The 17,683-nt window shown below is 60.9% G+C and carries 12 protein-coding genes and 3 pseudogenes; 10 read left to right on the plus strand and 5 right to left on the minus strand.

What is annotated here, in order from left to right; translation table 11 throughout:
* A complete protein-coding gene (locus tag E2I15_RS01660) occupies window positions 1-471 on the plus strand; it encodes a c-type cytochrome (protein ID WP_502707166.1) in 471 nt (156 codons plus the stop codon).
* Complete coding sequence (locus E2I15_RS01665; RefSeq protein ID WP_137482906.1) at window positions 468-1,559, plus strand: hypothetical protein; 1,092 nt, start codon at window positions 468-470, stop codon at window positions 1,557-1,559. The genes E2I15_RS01660 and E2I15_RS01665 overlap by 4 nt, the downstream gene beginning before the upstream one ends.
* Here E2I15_RS01665 and E2I15_RS01670 read toward each other — a convergent pair.
* Both E2I15_RS01670 and E2I15_RS01675 read right to left on the minus strand, forming a co-directional pair.
* A complete protein-coding gene (locus tag E2I15_RS01670; protein ID WP_137482905.1) occupies window positions 1,507-2,319 on the minus strand; it encodes a thioredoxin domain-containing protein in 813 nt (270 codons plus the stop codon). The genes E2I15_RS01665 and E2I15_RS01670 overlap by 53 nt on opposite strands.
* 941 nt (window positions 2,320-3,260) lie before the next feature.
* Complete coding sequence (locus tag E2I15_RS01675; RefSeq protein WP_155262170.1) at window positions 3,261-3,443, minus strand: hypothetical protein; 183 nt, start codon at window positions 3,441-3,443, stop codon at window positions 3,261-3,263.
* Between the two features lie 514 nt (window positions 3,444-3,957).
* On the opposite strand from E2I15_RS01675, the gene E2I15_RS38580 reads away from it, so the two are divergent.
* A complete protein-coding gene (locus E2I15_RS38580; protein ID WP_170991754.1) occupies window positions 3,958-4,125 on the plus strand; it encodes a hypothetical protein in 168 nt (55 codons plus the stop codon).
* A 1,005-nt stretch (window positions 4,126-5,130) separates the two neighbouring features.
* Here E2I15_RS38580 and E2I15_RS01685 read toward each other — a convergent pair.
* Window positions 5,131-5,250 (minus strand): annotated as a pseudogene (locus E2I15_RS01685) (IS110 family transposase); the annotation flags it as partial.
* 63 nt (window positions 5,251-5,313) lie between these two features.
* Between E2I15_RS01685 and E2I15_RS39075 the strand changes: the two are divergent.
* The 3 genes from E2I15_RS39075 (at window position 5,314) to E2I15_RS01700 (ending at window position 11,783) form a co-directional block, all read left to right on the plus strand.
* Window positions 5,314-6,570: an adenylate/guanylate cyclase domain-containing protein gene (locus E2I15_RS39075; RefSeq protein ID WP_246668355.1), complete on the plus strand. Its 1,257-nt coding sequence runs from the start codon at window positions 5,314-5,316 to the stop codon at window positions 6,568-6,570.
* Window positions 6,571-8,761: 2,191 nt separating this feature from the next.
* Window positions 8,762-9,709: an NAD(P)/FAD-dependent oxidoreductase gene (locus E2I15_RS01695; protein WP_210241907.1), complete on the plus strand. Its 948-nt coding sequence runs from the start codon at window positions 8,762-8,764 to the stop codon at window positions 9,707-9,709.
* An 811-nt stretch (window positions 9,710-10,520) separates the two neighbouring features.
* Entirely contained in the window at window positions 10,521-11,783 is a 1,263-nt protein-coding gene (locus tag E2I15_RS01700; protein ID WP_246668354.1) for an alkaline phosphatase family protein, read from the plus strand.
* 172 nt (window positions 11,784-11,955) lie between these two features.
* Here E2I15_RS01700 and E2I15_RS01705 read toward each other — a convergent pair.
* Window positions 11,956-12,499, minus strand: a pseudogene (locus E2I15_RS01705) (ATP-binding protein); the annotation flags it as partial.
* Window positions 12,500-12,653: 154 nt separating this feature from the next.
* Between E2I15_RS01705 and E2I15_RS01710 the strand changes: the two are divergent.
* Entirely contained in the window at window positions 12,654-13,661 is a 1,008-nt protein-coding gene (locus E2I15_RS01710) for a PAS domain S-box protein (protein WP_137482901.1), read from the plus strand.
* A gap of 415 nt (window positions 13,662-14,076) precedes the next feature.
* Here E2I15_RS01710 and ligD read toward each other — a convergent pair whose 3' ends face one another.
* Entirely contained in the window at window positions 14,077-15,000 is a 924-nt protein-coding gene (ligD, locus tag E2I15_RS01715; protein ID WP_137482899.1) for a non-homologous end-joining DNA ligase, read from the minus strand.
* A gap of 108 nt (window positions 15,001-15,108) precedes the next feature.
* Here ligD and E2I15_RS39080 point away from each other — a divergent pair, with 108 nt between their 5' ends.
* The 3 genes and pseudogenes from E2I15_RS39080 to E2I15_RS01725 all read left to right on the plus strand — a co-directional run bounded on the left by E2I15_RS39080 (window position 15,109) and on the right by E2I15_RS01725 (window position 17,678).
* Window positions 15,109-15,345 (plus strand): DUF3606 domain-containing protein, encoded by a 237-nt coding sequence (locus E2I15_RS39080; protein WP_246668368.1) that lies wholly within the window; start codon window positions 15,109-15,111, stop codon window positions 15,343-15,345.
* A 1,122-nt stretch (window positions 15,346-16,467) separates the two neighbouring features.
* On the plus strand, window positions 16,468-16,602 hold the full coding sequence (locus E2I15_RS39500; RefSeq protein WP_276487278.1) for a hypothetical protein: 135 nt from the start codon (window positions 16,468-16,470) through the stop codon (window positions 16,600-16,602).
* Window positions 16,603-16,615: 13 nt separating this feature from the next.
* Window positions 16,616-17,678, plus strand: a pseudogene (locus tag E2I15_RS01725) (glycosyltransferase family 4 protein).
* Window positions 17,679-17,683: the final 5 nt, after the last annotated feature.

The following is a 17,683-nucleotide window of genomic DNA, read 5'->3' on the forward strand; positions in this document are numbered from 1 at the left end:
ATGGATATGCAGCCGAAATACAGCGAGTACTCCCGCGCGCCGCTGTTTCGTCGCAGCATGCTGCGTTCTCCGCCGGTCAATACCGTGGCGCGAGGCGATCTGGAGCGGGAGAGGGCGGGGAAAACCAAGCCGGCGCTGTCCGCCGAGCTGTTGGATCGTGGACGGCAGCGGTATGCGATCTTCTGCTCGCCGTGCCACGGCGCGGGTGGCGACGGCGATGGCATCATCGTTCATCGCGGAATGCCGCACCCGACCAGCTACCATGACGATCGTCTGATAGCCGCTGACGATCAGCACCTCTTCGAGGTCATCAGCAACGGGTATGGCGCGATGTACTCCTACGCCGCACGTGTGAACCCACAGGACCGCTGGGCCGTCGTGGCCTATATCCGCGCCCTGCAGCTCAGCCGGCGCGCCTCGATCGAGGATGTGCCGCCAGATGAGCGCGCCAAGCTGACGGGGCAGCCGTGAGAGCGCGCCGCGACATCAGGATCATCGTTCTTCTCGTTACGGGATTGATCCTAGCGGCGGGCTTCATCCTCGATGGCCGCACGACGACGGCGGCTTATCTCGTGGCTTGGGTGACTTGGGGCGCGGTCCCGATCGGAGCGCTTGGACTGTGGATGACGAGCTATCTCGTCCGCCGCATCTGGACCGAGGCCCTCTTCGGGCAATTCGTCGCAGCGACGGCAACGCTGCCGGTCATTGCCCTGGCGTCGCTACCGATCCTGCTTTTCATGAACCAGCTCTATCCGGCGATGGCCGCGCCGTCCGCCTTGCCGCCGTTCAAGGCGTACTATCTCGCGCCATGGTTCTTCGTCTTGCGCGGCGCGGTCTATTTCGGGCTCTGGATCGGGCTTGCGGAATGGCAGCGCCGGGCGTGGCGCGACGCCGCCGCCATGGTGCGTGCAGCGTCGGCCGGATTGGTCTTTTACGCCTTGACCGCATCGCTCGCCGGCATCGACTGGATGGAGTCGCTCGAGCCGGACTTTCATTCCTCGGTCTACGGCCTGCTTTTCCTTAGCTTTACGCTGCTCGGCGGCTTCGCGTTCCTACTCGGCACCAGCCTCCTCGCGGGACGCCGGATCGGCCGCAGCGCCGGCTACAGCGGCCTGTTGCTCTCGCTCATCCTGCTGTGGGGCTACCTTCATGCCATGCAGTACATCGTCATCTGGTCCAGCAACATCCCGGACGAGGTGTCCTGGTATCAGGCGCGGTCGGACCACGGGTGGCAATATCTGCTTGCCGGGCTTGCGCTCGCACAGTTCGTGCTGCCGTTCTTCGCGCTGCTGAGCGCAAGGGTGCGGTCCGACCCCCGCGCACTGATGATGCTCTGTGGGCTGACCCTGCTGATGCGTTGCTGGGAGGCCGCCATCCTAATCCTGCCAGCGGTTCACCATATTGGCCCGCTGACGATGGCGCTGATGTTGCCTGCCTCGGTGCTATTCGTTGGATCGCTGTTATGGCTGACTTTTGACAGGACGCTGGAGAATGATGGCCGCCCCTTTAACTTGGCCTGGAGGCGTCCCGCCGGATCAGAAGCGCCATCAGCACGATGAGGGCGACCATTGTGATCACACTGGCACCCGCCAATATCCGCCAGACCGCCAAAGTATAAAGGCCAGTTGCAGGATCGAAGCCGTAGCAGAGCAGGTGAATCTGATCAGACCAGGTACCGATCCGCCCGCGGCCGGCGTCGACGAGCGCTAGCCGAAGATTGCCGGGATCGATTGCGATGCCCGAAACCACCTGCGAAAGGCGCCCTTCGGGAGTAACCACGAACGCGGCAACCGGGTGGGCGAACTGATCGTGTTCGACATCATAGGCCGCCCCAATACCGAGCGCTGCTAATAGAACGCTGACATCGGATGGAACTGCTCTCAGAAAGACCGACTGTTTTACGAGATTGGCGCGAGGATTGACTTGTGCCGCCTTCATTGCGCGCGCATCCGCTGCCGTGTCTCTTGGATCAAGGCCGAATACCATCAGCCGGTAGGCGCTCCCGGCTTGCAGACCTGTATCGGCCAGCGCGCTCGAGACGATCGATATCATTGGCCCGCAGAGGCTCTTGCAGGTGTAGTCCGCAGCGATCCAAACCGTCGGGACGTTACCCAGCCATTCCTTCAAAGGTTTGGTTGCGTCGAACTCGTCCGTGAGACGAAGCGACAGAGGCAAGCCATCGCCTGTTCGTGGCCGGAGAGTAACCTGGTCGACTTGCGAAGAGGTCAGTGCGGCGAAACCCGCTTCGGGCAGGGATAAGAGCGCGACAAACGCGCATGCCAATGGACCAATAGCGAAACGTAGATGGAAAGGGCGCATCGATGGCTCGTGATCGAACGATCAACAAAGAAAGGCGCAACAGGTTCCAACCACGATCTCGTGAGGCGCCGATTCACGCCCACATCCCGCATACATGGTCGACGAGACCGATCCGATGTCGTCGCCGATGAGTGCCAAGGGCGTAGCGAGAGCTCGGCATCTGCGGCTGGGCCCGCAGCAGTCGCCAACGCGGTCTACGACGCGACCGGCATCCGGAGTCGAGAACACCCAGTTACTATCAAAGAGCGGCTCCGTCGGAGCATCTTCTTCAGCCGGTGAGTGGGCGACGATTACGTTACCATCGCCCGGATCGGTCTGCTGCGATCGAATGGATGCGGTGTACGAATTTACGCTGTTTGCTTGAGGGCCAATGGGCGTGACCCGACGGACGGAGTACGACGCGCTGGCTGTTTGCGGAGTGGTCACACACGCGGGAGCCCCGCGCCAATGCAGGTAAGGCCAGCAATCAGCAGCACGCCTGCGCACGCCTTCAAGATGATCGAACGATGCCGACTTGCATACAAGGCGAGCACAGATCCAACGATCGTGGTCACGATACCGAATTCCAGGACCATTGATACAAATCGCTGAACTTTGGAAATGGCTTTTGACGAAGGGAATGAAATATCTCAGAAGCTAAAGGACGCCATGCCAGGCGCGGTTATCGTTTTTCGGTTTAACGTTAAGGTCGCGACCCGTGAATTTACGGATGCGCCGCCGGTCGCGAGAAAGCCGGCTTGCTCAATAAGCGAGGGAGGCCCAGCGAAAAACCTAATGCCGACGGGGATGAGGCTTCATTCCGAAGCTAAAGCAGTATCCGCTCTTTAGCCAAAGCCGCGCCGCGAGTTGGCGGACGCCAGGGCCTGCGTCGATCAATCGGGCCGATCGCACGCTGAAAGAAGCCGCTAGAGGTCGCGATGAGTGGACGCCAGCGAACCGCTCTAGCGCGGCTGGTCCGGATTTTCTTGCCAAGTCTTCGAGTGCTCTGAAATCCACTTCGCGGCGTCGTGCTCAGTAATAAAACCCTTGATGACTTCCGTTTCGCCATCGGGCCACAGAATGTCGATCCTCCAGCCGGTGCCAGGATTTTTGCAAGCCATGAAAGCTGGTCGCTGCTCGATCATTCGTTGACTATGCGCCGATGGCGGCTAGCTACAAGCCAGTGATCCTGCCCCACCTCCATCTTTTTACCCGTGCAGCTCTTAAATCTCACGCCGATCCTTTCGTGGTCGTGAGTCAAGAATATCCGGCAGCGGCGACAATTGGGGACGCGGCTCGGAATTTGGCTCTGTTGCTTCGCCCTGGACGTTGGCCCGACGCCGGCGGCGGATCACAAGGCCAATCGGGCCGACCGCTACCAGCGCGGCTCCTGCGATTATCAGCCAATGCGACAGTTGCAATGACAGCAACAAGGCGCTTGCCATTTTCACTCCATGACAACGTATCTAAATGCCACGCCTCCTGGGGGGGTCCTCAAACCATTTCTTTGTGGCCTCGATCGTAGCAAGGGCCTTGACGTGGTCCTCGTCGCGGACTTGGCCGTGTCCGTCTAGATCCAGACGGTTCATCGCATTAACTCAAACAATTCCTTGAGCTCGACCGCAGCTTGGTGCCCGCAGGCATATGCCCAAGCAGCATATGCCTGCTGCCGACCGCGATCCGATCGCGTTGGATGTCGTCCTGTTCTGCGTGATAAGCCTTCATGTCCGCGGCGAACCGGCGGGCGACCTCGGGCGGGATTTCCAGCGGCTTTCGGTTGATCGGCATGGCATTGGCATGAAACTACGACAACGCCGCCAAGCTTAAAATACCCGCTCCCGGTTTTGGCACCATGGTTCATCTTCCAAGCGGATTACTGCCGCGGAGGTATACAGAAGCTAACGCTCTTCCGGCCGCCACGTTGGCGGATGGGCGGTGGCTGAAATTTTATTGGTCTGCATCGCCGGGGCGAGTGCAATGATGGACTGACCGACGTCTTGTGCGCCAGGCTGCCGCCCATGCGCCAGCGCTCGCGGGATTGCGGGCAGCTGCAGCGAGCGGTGCAATCGCGCGTAGCGCTCCCACAATGTCCAGCTAGAGGCAGCGAGATGGCCGGAGGAGATGCGTCTGTCCGATCTCAAGCCGCGGTTCACTTGCAGGGCCTCTGAAAGGCGGGGCTCGATCGTTCGATCGGTCGACGCGCCGCCTGAAATGGGCACGGGTTAGCTTGTGCCTTGGCGGATGTCGTACGGTAACGTCGTCGCCAAGGCTCGTAGTGATCGCCGCGATTTTCAAATCGGTCAGCGGACCTACGACCGGGCGGTGAACTGCTTTGTCAGTCTTTCCTTTATGGATTCGGCTTGTTCCTTGGTCAGCTTCTCAGCCCAATGGCTGTTGTTGATCAGCGCTGGCCCCTTGAGTTCTCGATCATAAACCATCCAGCCAGTAGTCCCCATTCGAACGAGGAATCTGGCTTGCACAACGTAATTCACTGGTGACCTCTGCGGCAGTTCGCAATCCGCTTATTGAGCCTCCCATCAGCGTGCGCGTCAATTGAACTATGTGAAATCTTAGCATCGACTTTAGGGGTGCGGGCTGTTTCAGGTCTGTGCAAGCGCTCTTTCCCATCTCCGACGTGCGCCACGCGTTTCCAATCAGTGTAACTGTAAATTTCTGCCCAGTGGTGGACTGGCGTCCCGCAACGCAGGCAACTAAAGAGCCCTGAGCCGGTCACAGGAGCAGAGATTCTATGCTGTCTAAGAGTGTAGAGCGGAATCTTGAAAATACGCAAGCTGGGTCTCCAGCTTGGCCGGTAGGGACGGCTTAGGAGCGCACCATGCGGGGCGACAGGACATCGGTTCGCGTCGCCAGGAGGCCTGGCAGCTCGGCGCGCAGGAAACGCAGCCCTTGCCGGACTACAATACTCCGCTCCAGCAGGAAGGCGCGGATCTGAACCCTAGACAGGTGGTCTCGCCTGAGGGATCATGCAGCGTTAGGCGAACTAGGGCGGCCGCCATGGACGTCGGAGGTTGGCTACGGAGGCTTGGCCTCGAACAGTATGAGGCCGTATTCCGCGACAATGAAATCGACGACACGGTCCTGCCGAATTTGACCGCTGAGGACTTGAAGGAGCTTGGTGTCGGATTTGTCGGGCAACGCCGTAAGCTGCTAGACGCCATCGCCGCTTTGCGCGCTGAAGCGGGCGCACCGGCGCCCCTGTCCGACGCTCCTCCGGAAAGTCGCAAAGCCGTTAGGGACACCGCTGAGCGCCGCCAGGTCACCGTGATGTTTTCGGACCTTGTCGGTTCGACGTCGCTCTCCGCATGTATGGACCCCGAGGACCTGCGGGGGATCATTTCCGCCTATCAGACGTGCGTCGCCGATAGTGTGCGCCGCTTCGGTGGCTTCGTCGCGAAATACATGGGCGAGGGCGTGCCGATTTATTTTGGCTATCCGCAGGCGCACGAGGACGACGCCGAGCGGGCCGTGCGCGCAGGACTGGAAGCGATTGCTGCAGTGGGCGCGCTCAAATTTTCCGTTCCGCTGCAAGCCCGCGTCGGTATCGCGACCGGGCTGGTGGTTGTTGGCGATCTGATCGGATCGGGGGAGGCACAAGAGCGCGGTATCATCGGAGAAACCCCCAATCTTGCCGCGCGCCTACAAGCCATGGCTGAGCCGAACGCGGTGATCGTTGCCGAGAACACGCGAAGGCTCCTCGGCAATCTGTTTGAACTAAAGGACCTTGGACCTCACGAACTCAAAGGCATTCCGGGCCGCATCAGAGCTTGGACAGCGCTACGACCTTCTTTAGTCGAGGGCCGCTTCGAGGCCCTACACGCAGGTGAACTGACTGAACTCATCGGCCGCCAAGAAGAACTGGAACTGCTGCTGCGGCGCTGGTCGAAAGCGAAGACCGGCCAGGGTCAAGTGGTGTTGCTCTCCGGCGAACCGGGCATTGGCAAGTCACGGCTCACTGCAGCAGTCGTCGAACGACTTGCTTTCGAGCCGCACACGCGGTTGCGTTATTTCTGCTCACCGCACCATCAGGACAGCGCGTTGCAGCCCATCATGGCGCAGCTCGAACGGGCTGCTGGCTTCGCGCGTGAGGACACGCCCGAGGCAAAGCTTGAGAAGTTGGCGGCGCTGCTTGCCCCTGTCGCGCCGCCGCCAGAAGAAGAGGCGCTGCTGGTCGAAGTCCTGTCACTACCGACTCAAGGCCGCTTCCCGCCTCTTTCGCTCGCGCCACAAGAAAAAAAAAGAGAAGACGTTTGAGGCGCTACTCCGGCAACTCGAGGGCTTGGCTCGCCAGCACCCCGTGCTGATGATCTTGGAGGACACGCACTGGAGCGATCCGAGCTCCCGGGAGCTGTTCGATCACGTCGTCGACCAGGTTCGCGGCTTGCCCATTCTCCTAGTCGTCACGTTCCGCCCCGAATATGCGCCGCCGTGGGTTGGCCAGGCGCACGTCACGACACTGACACTCAATCGGCTGGATCGAGCAGAGAGCGTCGCGCTGGTGCGGCGGATCGCGGGCAACAAGGAACTGCCGGATGAAATCGTGGCAGAGATCGTGGAACGAACCGACGGTGTCCCGCTGTTCGTCGAGGAGCTGACAAAGTCGGCGCTCGAAAGCGGCGCGAACGATGGCGTGAGCTTCATAGCCAGAGCGTCACACCCAGCGCTTGCTGTCCCGGCGACGCTGCACGCCTCGCTGATGGCACGGCTCGATCGGCTCGGTCCCTGGGGCAAGGAGATCGCCCAGATCGGCGCCACGATCGGCCGGGATTTCTCCTACGAGCTGCTCGCAGCGGTGGCGGATCGCAGCGACGCCGAATTGCATGCCGCGCTCGATCAGCTCGCCGATGCCGGGCTGGTGTTTCGGCGAGGTGCGCCGCCGCAGGCCACCTATCTCTTCAAGCACGCGCTGCTGCAGGATGCGGTCTACGCTACCCTGTTGCGAAAACCGCGGCAGGACCTCCATGCGCGCGTTGCCCGAGGTTTGGCGGAGCGGTTCCCGGAGAAGGTCGAGGCGCGGCCAGAATTGCTCGCTCATCACTGCGCCGAAGCGGGAGCAATCGACGAGGCGGCTGTGTACTTGGGCAAGGCGGCCCAGTTGGCCATCCGGCGATCGGCAATGGTCGAGGCGCGGACCCAATTGACGCGCGCTTTGTCGCTTCTCGGCACCTTGCTGGAGACGCCGGAGCGTCCTCGGTTGGAACTCGATCTTCAAGTCGCGTTGGGCGGCACTCTGATCGCGACCAGAGGTTGGGCGGCGCCTGAGACCGGATCAGCTTTCGCGCGTGCCCTTGAGCTTTGCGAACGGCTTCGGGATACGTCTCAGCTTCTCCCAGCGCTGTATGGCCAATACGTGTTTCACCTCGTTCGAGCCGAATTAAGAGCGAGCCACGAGGTGGCCCAGAAGGCGCTCGGCGCCGCGCAACGCACGCACGATGCCACCGCGCTGGTGATTGGCCACCGCTCGGTGGGCATCAGTCTGATCCATCTCGGTAAACTTGACGCGGCGCGCAAGCATCTAGAGCAGGCGATCGGACACTATGACCCTGCCACCCACCGCGATCTCGCGTTTAGATACGCTTACGATCCGCTGGTCGCGTGCAAAGGTTATCTGGCGTCGCTCACGCTGACGCAGATGGGGTATCTCGATCAGGCGCTCCGGAGAATTGACGAGGCGGTCGCGCATGCCGAAACCCTGTCGCATCGCCCCAGCACGGCATTTGCGTTGCTGCACGCGTGCTATTGCCATTTCTTCCGTCGCGACGAACGGCTGCTCGGCCAACGCGCGGCGGCCCTGATCGCCGAATGCTCGAAACAGGGTTTCGCGTTTTGGCTCGCGGGCGGCGGCATTTATGCCGGCTGGTCGAAGGTGGAAGGCGGCGACGTCGAGGCCGGGCTGAAACAGCTGCGTGACGGACTTGCCAAATGGCGAGCAGCCGAAGCGGCGCTGCTCATGCCCATGCATCTCGTGGTGTTGGCCGAGGCATGCTTGAGAGCGCGACAGGCTAACGATGCGCTCGCGGCCGTTACGGAGGCTCTCGCGTGCATCGAACGATCCGAGGAGCGCGTTTTCGATGCCCAGGTGCATCGGTGTTACGGCGACGTGCTGCTGGCACTGGCGGACGGAACGCTGCCGAGGCGGAAGGCAGTTACCGCCACGCGCTCCAAATCGCACGCGGCCAAAATGCGCGCCTGCTGGAGCTGCGCGCAGCGTACAGCCTCGCCCTTCTCTGGCGCGACCAGGGCAAACATGGCAAAGCGCGCAATCTCCTCGCGCCGGTCTACGGCTGGTTTACCGAGGGCCTCGACACGTTGGACTTGAAGCAGGCCAAGGCCTTACTCGACGAGCTAGCGTGATGGGGATGCTTGTGGTTGCGGCCAGCGTGGAACGTCAGCTTATGGCCCCCGAGCCGAAGAAGCGCCCGTGAGGGCCTAGCGGAGATAAACTATGCCTTCACACTCCCAGTACGACGTCGCAATCGTTGGAGCGAGCATTGCCGGGTGCGCGGCGGCGATATTCTTCGGCCGGGCCGGCGCCCGCGTCGCGCTGATCGAGCGTGATGGCGATCCCGCGGGTTACAAGAAACTCTGCACCCACTACATTCAGGCAAGCGCCACTCCGACATTGGAGAGGCTGGGGCTTGCGAGGGCAATCGAGGACGCCGGTGGCGTTCGGAACGATGCGGAAGTCTTCACGCGTTGGGGATGGATAGTTGCGCCCTCTGAACAGACGATCCGTCGCCCCGCCTATGGGTACAACATCCGACGCTCGACGCTGGACCCGATGCTGCGGAAGACAGCGGCACAAACAGGTGGCGTCGAATTCCTGCGAGGGCTCTCGGCTCGAGAATTGCGGGCCGATCAAGGACGAATTTGCGGCGTATCGGCGCAAGGAGAAGGCGACTCCAAACTGGATATTGTGGCAAAGCTCGTCGTCGGCGCGGACGGACGAAATTCGCGTGTTGCAGAGCTTGCTGGCTTGCCTGCCAAAGAGACGCCAAACGGTCGCATTTTTTATTTCGCGCACTACCGCAATTTGCCGCTAGCGAGTGGCACACGGTCGCAACTCTGGTTCCTGGACCCGGACGTCGCCTACACCTTTCCCAACGACGACGGCGTAACGCTTGTGGCAGCAATGCCTGCGCGCGCCAAGGCTGCGGAATGGAAGGCGGATCCGGAAGCGGCCATGACGCGCCTGTTTGAGCGCTTGCCGCGCGCGCCGTCCCTGCCGCAGGCGCAGCGAGTGACCCCATTCATGGGAATGATCGAGTATCCGAACCTTCACCGCGGCGTGTCCAAACCCGGTTTGGCGCTGATCGGGGACGCAGCTTTATCGAGCGATCCGTTGTGGGGTGTCGGGTGTGGCTGGGCGTTGCAATCCGCCGAGTGGCTGTAAGAAGCCGTTGGCCGCGCATGGACAAGTCCGCCTGACCTCGATCGCGGTCTGTCCGCATATGCAAAACGGCACCGGTCGGAACTGGCCGGATACCAGTTCCTGATCGGCGACTTCTCCACCGGGCGTCGATTCAATTTCCTCGAACGCTTGGCGTTTTCGGCTGCGGCACGCGATCCGGTCTGCGCTGACACTTTCGCGGCATTCGGAAGCCGTTGCATCGGCGTCAGCCGATTTCTCCGCCCCGATGCGTTGGCGCGCGCATTGTGGGTGAACGCGCGCCATGCGCTCGGTGCCACGCACAAGCAATCAACCCAGCACTATTGACGCGACGCGCTAGTCGGCCGGGATTTTCAATTTCCTTCCAATCTCGAAGAAAGCCCATTTCTGTTCGGCGCCCATCAGGAGATCACGATGTCTGTTCATGTGCCTTCGCGACATATTGCGCCGCCGCGCGACCTCGGTCGTAAACGGGGTAAAGCGGAAGTTGACAGTGGCCATCTGTTGCAGAGGCGACGCTCGTGACCCTAAACCGACACGCGGCGCGCAGAAGAGCTCATTGCAGCCTCCCCACCTATTTCAAGCCCCTAGATCACCGTGGCCGATATGGTATCCTTTAGCTGCAATTCGTTCTTTCACTTGCGTGACTTTCCTAATCTCTCGAAAAAGGGAGGGGACGCACATGAGATCGATAATGCTAACGCGATGGGCCCTCATCGGTCCGACGCTAGGTCTCGCGTTGCTAGCCGCTGTAGACCCATGGGCGTGGGCGGCAGACCCGCAGACCCGGGGGCCAGAGCGGATCGAGCACATTGTGGTCATCTATCTGGAGAACCGCAGCTTCGATAACCTGTACGGCCATTTCCCCGGGGCCAACGGACTGCATGATGCCAGCAAGTCGGCAATGCAGGCCGATTCCCAAGGGCAGGTTTACGCCACTCTTCCGCCGGTAATGAGCGATCGCACCAAGCCGCCTGAGCCCGACAAGCGCTTTCCCGCGAACCTTCCGAACGCGCCGTTTCTTATAGACCGTTACGTGCCGATCCACGAGAAGCATGCGGATGATCTAGTTCGCAGCTACTATAGGCAGCAACAGCAGATCCATGGTGGAAAGATGGATCGCTTTGTCGCCGTTTCCGGCTCGGGCCTAACCATGGGTTACCATGATATCAGTCAGACGGCCCTGTACCGCTATGCCGAGCACCACACGTTGTGCGATAACTTTTTCCACGCAGCGTTCGGAGGCTCATTGCTGAACCACTTTTGGCTGATCTGCGCTTGCACACCGCGGTTCGACAACGCGCCGCCCGCCATCCGAGCGGTGCTGGATGAGAAGGGCAACTTGGTCAAGGACGGCGCGGTGACGCCGGACGGCCGGGTCGTGTTCACGGTCTTCTCGGTGAATGCGCCCCATCCCGCTACTGTGAAAGATATCAGTCTCCTGATGCCCCCTGAGACCATGCCGACCGTCGGGGACCGCCTCACGGAAAAGGGCATCTCCTGGGCCTGGTACTCCAGTGGCTGGAATGATGCCCTGGCGGGTAACGCGGACCCACTATTTCAGTTCCCTCACCAACCCTTTGCTTACTTCAAGCAGTACGCGGACGGCACCGAGGCCAAACGTGAACACTTAAAGGATGAGGTGGACCTAATGAAGGCCATCGAGAGCAATAACCTGCCGGCTGTCGCATTCTACAAGCCGATCGGGCCCAAGACCCAGCATCCCGGCTACGCCGACGTCCTGTCGGGCGATCAGCACGTCGCGAACATTATTTCCAAGATCGAACGAAGTCCGATGTGGTCCAGCACAGTAATCGTCGTGACCTATGACGAGAACGGTGGCTTCTGGGATCATGTGCCGCCTCCCGTCGTGGATCGGTGGGGACCCGGACTGCGCGTGCCAACCCTGATCATTTCTCCGTTCGCTCGGCACGGCTTCGTGGATCACACGTTCTACGACACCACCTCGATCTTGAAGATGATCGAGACCCGTTACAACTTAGCGCCGCTTGGCGAGCGCGACGCCCGCGCCAACGACCTGCTCAACAGCCTCGATCTGTACGGACCCGCCCACTGATTCGTTAGCGTAGCTCCCGCGATTGATCATGCTGCAGGTCAGAAACCGAGTTGATCGGCATGCCTCCTGATGGTCCCATCGCGTCATTTCGCAGCGATGCGAAATTTGATTCGCTGCCAGAGCACAGCGGACTCTCGCGAGCCGTCGGTTCGGCAGCTATATGATTGTCGTCGCGACTTTTGAATCGCCAGCCTTCGTTGCCGACGATGTCGCAGTGATGGGTCAGCCGGCCGAGGCGGTGGTCATCTTGGCGTCGCCAAACACGCCCGGCCATTCGCCGAAGGCGAGGTTGGTGGTAACGATGACGGAGGCGCACTCGTAGAGCCTGCTGACGAGATGGAACAGCAGCTGGCCGCCGGAAGCGGTCACGGGCACCGGATCTGATGCAGTTCCTTGCGATTGCGATGGCAAGGTGGGTCTTGCGGATGCCGGTGCCGCCGACACCAGAACGACGTTGCGTTGCTGAGCGACGAAGCCGCCGCCAGCGAGGTCATTGACGAGCGTCTGTTTGATCGGTGTGCCGTCGAACCGCAAGTCGGCGATATCCTTGGCGAGTGGTGGTTTGGCTATGGTGACTGGTACTTGATCGACCGGGCTTGCTTCTCGTTGATCTCGGCGTTGAGCAGATCGCCGACGATGCGCTGGGGTTCGTGCTGGCGCTTGTTCTCGGCAGGATTGCTGGGGCGATCATCGGATGTCCTGCCCCCAATTACCAATTTCTTTATGGCCTATATTCAATTTGTGCCGTACGCTCGGTTCGCCCGAAGACGGATCGAGCGTGAGCCGCGATACACTCTACTTCTATCTCTCGCAGATCTGGCTAGGCCGGGCTCATCTACATCCTAATGACGTAACACAGTCGTAGGAACTATGGAACGGAAGAACGCGCTTGAGATTGAGACTGCGCTTCACGAAAGTGAGCAGCGATTGCGCTGGCTTGCTTCCATAGTCGAGTGCAGCGACGACGCGATTGTAAGCAAAACCCTCGATGGCATTATTACGAGCTGGAACGGAGGTGCCGAGCGCATTTTCGGTTACTCACCGGGCGAAGCGATTGGTCAGCCCATTACGCTTGTTATCCCAGGGGACCGGCAAAGCGAAGAACGCGAGATTTTAACGCGCATCAAACGAGGTGATCGCATCGACCATTTTGAGACTCTCCGGCGGACTAAGCATGGCAGCCTGATCGTCGTTTCGCTAACCGTCTCTCCCGTCAAGGATGCCAACGGCACAATCGTCGGCGCATCAAAGATTGCGAGAGATATTACTGAGCAAAAGAGAAATCAGGAGCTGATCGCGACATTGGCACGCGAGGCAGAGCACCGTAGCAAAAACATGCTTTCGAGCGTTCTGGCTGCGGTTAATCTTACTCAATCAACTTCGTCGGATGACCTTAAACAGACAATCGTTGGGCGCATCGAGGCGCTTGCGAATGTTTGCTCACTCTTTGTCGCGACGCGCTGGATCGGTGCCGATCTATCGGCAATCGCGACACAGGAACTGGCTCCCTATTCCGGGAAGCAAGTGCTGATAGACGGACCGCAAATCGTATTAGAACCGGGCGTAGCTCAGGCGATGGCAATGACGCTGCATGAACTGGCCACCAACGCCGCAAAGTACGGTGCTTTGTCCCAATCCCAAGGCCATGTCCATCTGGAATGGGCGCACACGGCTGACGGTCAATTGCGTTTTCGCTGGACAGAGACAGGCGGTCCGGCCGCGCAGACACCTACGCGAAAGGGTGTCGGTAGCCGTATCATTGATGCAATGATTACTCAGCTAAAGGGGAAAGTTCGCTTTGATTGGCGCAAAGACGGACTTGTTTGCGAAATCGCACTCCCGGTCTCACGCGGGCACAACAAGACCTCGACTGGGTAAGATAAGAAGTTGAGGTTCGTCAATTGTGCTGACTGCAACGATTGGGCGGCATCAGTTCGAGGGGCAAACCTCCTACGCGTTGGACCGCGATTCACGGAAGGCAGCGCCGGCCCGCTTCCTAATGAGGGCTCTGGGTGCCGATTCGGTGGAGGGGGAAGCGGAACGACGGTTGGCCGCCTTGGCGCTGGTCCAAATCTTCACGTAGTCCCCGTTGCGACGCTGAGGTTTTACGACCGCAACATCGCCCCGCCATAAGGGCAGCCGCGGAAATTCATCATCCGGTTTCGGCCTATTGCACTTCGGGCAGGCGCGCCGGCGCCGCCGCACCTACATGCGTGATTGCCAGTCCACGGTTGGTCCGGATGGTTCTCGCAGACCCATCCGGTATCGTCGCAAAGCTTGCAAGCCGGCTCGGTCACAGATCCTCCCGTACACCACGAAAGAACGGGTGCCGTACCTTGCCCTCGGCGGATTTGGCGCGGTACTCGATCTCGGCAAGCAACTTCGGCTCGACCCAGATCGCCTTGGGTGCAATGCGCTTGGTGTAGGGCTGCGTCTTGCGGATCAGCGGCGTCAGGCGTTTGCGGAGGTCGGCGACCGAGGCCTTATCGAAGCCGTGGTCGACCTTACCGGCATAGATCAAGTCGTCACCCTTGCGCCGACCGACATAGATGCCGTCCCATTCATTGCCGTCGAGCACAAAGCCCGCGACGGTCAGGGTCTCGCGCTGGGCACAGGTCTTCTTGACCCAGTCTCGGCTGCGGATGCCGGTGGGATAGACGCCGTTGCCCACTTTCGACACGACGCCCTCATAGCCAAGCTTGCAAGCATGGATGAACATCTTGGGGCCGTCGACCTCGAAGCTCTCGCTGAACTGGAAGGCGGTGCCAGCGATCAGCTTTTTCAGCACGGTCTTGCGCTCGACCAGCGGCAGCTTCCGGAGACCGCGGCCGTTGAGGTACAAAAGATCGAAGGCCACCATCACGATCCTGGTCGACTTGCCGCGCAGCTCGTTCTGCAGCACCGCGAAGTCGGTCGTACCGTCTGCCGAGGGAACAACGATCTCGCCGTCGATGATGGCCGACGATGCGGAAATGTGCCAGGCGTCGTCGGCAACCTTCTTGAACCGCCTGGTCCAGTCGTTGCCACGCCGGGTGTAGATCTTCACCTCTTCGTTGGCGATGTGAGTCTGGACCCGGTAGCCATCGAACTTAATCTCATGAATCCAGCGTGTGCCGCTCGGCACTTTATCGATCGGCGATGCCAGGGCCGGCGCGATGAAGCCGGGAAAGAGCGCCTTGGTCCCGATCGCCTCAGGCTTCCTACGCTGAAACGCCACAACGCAACTCCACAAACAATGAGCCGATTCAAGCTGACGCAATCGCAATCGTTCCGCGGCAGCCCCGCAAATGGAACGGTCGATCCTAGCCCGAGTTGGCCCTCACCAATAGGGAGGCCGGAATGGCAAAGAAGGCGAAGAAGCAGACGGCGCGGTCGCAAGCAGGACCGGGCGCGCGTCGCCGGCGGGCAGGATTACGAGGTGAGCTACGAGTCCAGGAGGACGGGCAAGTCGGCTGCGTCGGTTAAGAAGGCCGTCAAAAAAGTCGGCACCAGCCGGAAGCGGGTTGAGCGTCGGCTTGGAGCAGCAATGAAGAAGTCGCTAGGAACGAAGCCCACGCGGTGAACGTTGACTTGCGTCGCTCGCGGCAGAGCGACGTCAGCGGATGAACGTGCCCCGGCTCTTGCCCCCGAAGGTCCGGGGTACATTCTCAATCAGTTTGAGTGGCAGTCCCCAGCTGGCACCTCGCTGGGGCCACCGACCCGGCCTCAGCTCCTCTTGCTGGGGCCGTTTCGGTTTCGGTTCCGGGAACGAGCAGGCAATCCACGACGTTGACGTTGAATCTCCACGATGGAGTGGGACTAATGCTGAGGCCTCAGCGCTCTCCCCGTGCGTTGGGCCGCTCTGTATTGCATGACGCCGCCCGAATATCGGCCGCTAGATCACGGCATCCTGCAAGCATCCACGCGCGCCGGACATACCCTTGCGGAGACGATCGACTAGGCCGGGGCTCCCGTGTCGAGTGAGATTGCCCGGCCCAAAACGAGGCGGCTTCAGCAATCCCTGGAGGCCCTAGGGCAAAGCTGAGGCCGCAATGGCCAGTCCCTCGTTCCGAGACCGGTCAGTTCGATCGCACTCCGAATCCGATCACGAGACAAGCGCTAACCAAAGCGCTGCGGTGCGACGCCGGGAAACAGTGGCAACATTACCACTAGGATTAGCATGGGTTATTTTCACGCGGTGCAAATAACTGCGATCCGCGCTATGAGTGTTGGATGGATATTGGAGAAAAGGTTGCTCGCTAAGCCGTGGTCCGAAGAGGACGAGCAACAGTTGCTAAAGTTGATGCGAGAGACAACCATGACGCAGTGGTTCGGAGGCTGCAGCAAGCAACCGGCTTACTGTCATCAGAAAGCGGGAGCAGACTGTCGGCGCGCGACACACCTCCCGCGGGCCGACAACGCGTCCTCTCGAAGGAGAACTGGAAAATAGGAACGAGACCGTCGAGTGCGGGTTTTGGCGAGAAGGTAATCATGGCAACTCGGCCTCGGCGTTGCTCGGACCGCGCGCTGGGGCTGTTTTTGCAAAGAGGGTCGGGTCGGCCTCGGTGGGCCCCTTGCTGGGCCGTTTCTCTGGAGCGCCCTTACTCTCTCGTCGCCGTTCTCTGGACGGGGGCGATCGTCGGACTTCCCGAGAAGAACTGGCAAGCTTCGGATTAGCTCACCTCGCGCATCTTCCGGAAGACGAATGTTGAGGCGGGTGGAAGTGCTGGTCAGACGGGTCGCGACCGAAAGCGCGCGGCCCGAGTGGACGCTGCTCGCCATTTCAAACTTCCTTTCAGCGGTGATCGTGCTGGCGCTGCGATCGGTGTTGGGGGCCTAGCGGGAAAAGCCTCATGCGCATCGCCCAGCTTGCTCCTTTGGCCGAGAGTGTTCCCCCAAGGCTTTCCGGCGGCACGGAACGGGTGGTCGCCTGGCTGGTGGATGAGGTCGAACTGGGACATGACGTCACCCTCTTTGCGAGCGGGGACTCCCGGACGCGTGCCGAGCTTCACACGGGGTGGCCTCGCGCGCTGCGCTTCGGACGAAAAGGTGCGACCCGAACGCCGCCTGCAGTGTGCTGCTGGAAGCAACCGCGAAACGGACAGCCGACTTCGACGTGATTCATTCCCACATCGACTGGCTGCCTCTTCCGCTGCTCAGCCGACTGGGCGTCCCGTTTCTCACGACCATGCACGGGCGGCTCGATCTGTCGGGACTGCCCAGCGTGGTTCGCCAGTTTCCGGACGCCAGCTTCATCTCGATCTCAGAGCACCAACGCCTGCCCCTTCCGGACGCACGTTGGTGCCGCACGATCCAGCACGGGTTGCCCTTCGACCTGTGCCGTCCGTCGTACGGACCAGGATCATGCCTGGCGTTTCTCGGGCGGCTCACGGCGGAGAAAGGTCCCGAAGACGCTTCGCATCGCTCGCGCAGCAGGAAAGCCGCTGCGCATCGCCGCGAAGATCCCACGAGCCGGGACCGCCTGCTTCAAGAAGCGCTTCGAGCCTCACGTCGACGGCGAGAAAGTGCAGCTCGTCGGCGAGATCGATGACGCGAGGAAGCAGCCGTTCCTCGCAGGAGGCGTCGCCCTGCTGTTTCCGATCGACTGGCCGGAGCCGTTCGGGTTGGTCATGATCGAAGCGATGGCGTGCGGGACGCCCGTGATCGCCTATCGGTCGGGCTCGGTGCCGTAGGTGGTCGACGACGGCGTAACCGGCTTCATCGTCGACAGCGTGGAGGAGGCTGTCAGCGCAGTGAGCGAAGTGGCTCGACTGGACAGAAGGAAGGTGCGCGCGCACTTCGAGCTGCGCTTCTCCGCACCGGATGGCGCGAGAATACGAAAGTCAGTACCGGAAGCTGATCGCCGCTGACGGCGGGGCCGAGCGGGAGCGCGATCTGCAATCGTCGGCAACGTGAACGGA

The sequence above is a fragment of the Bradyrhizobium sp. BR2003 genome (assembly GCF_009720285.1).
Lineage (GTDB): Bacteria > Pseudomonadota > Alphaproteobacteria > Rhizobiales > Xanthobacteraceae > Bradyrhizobium > Bradyrhizobium elkanii.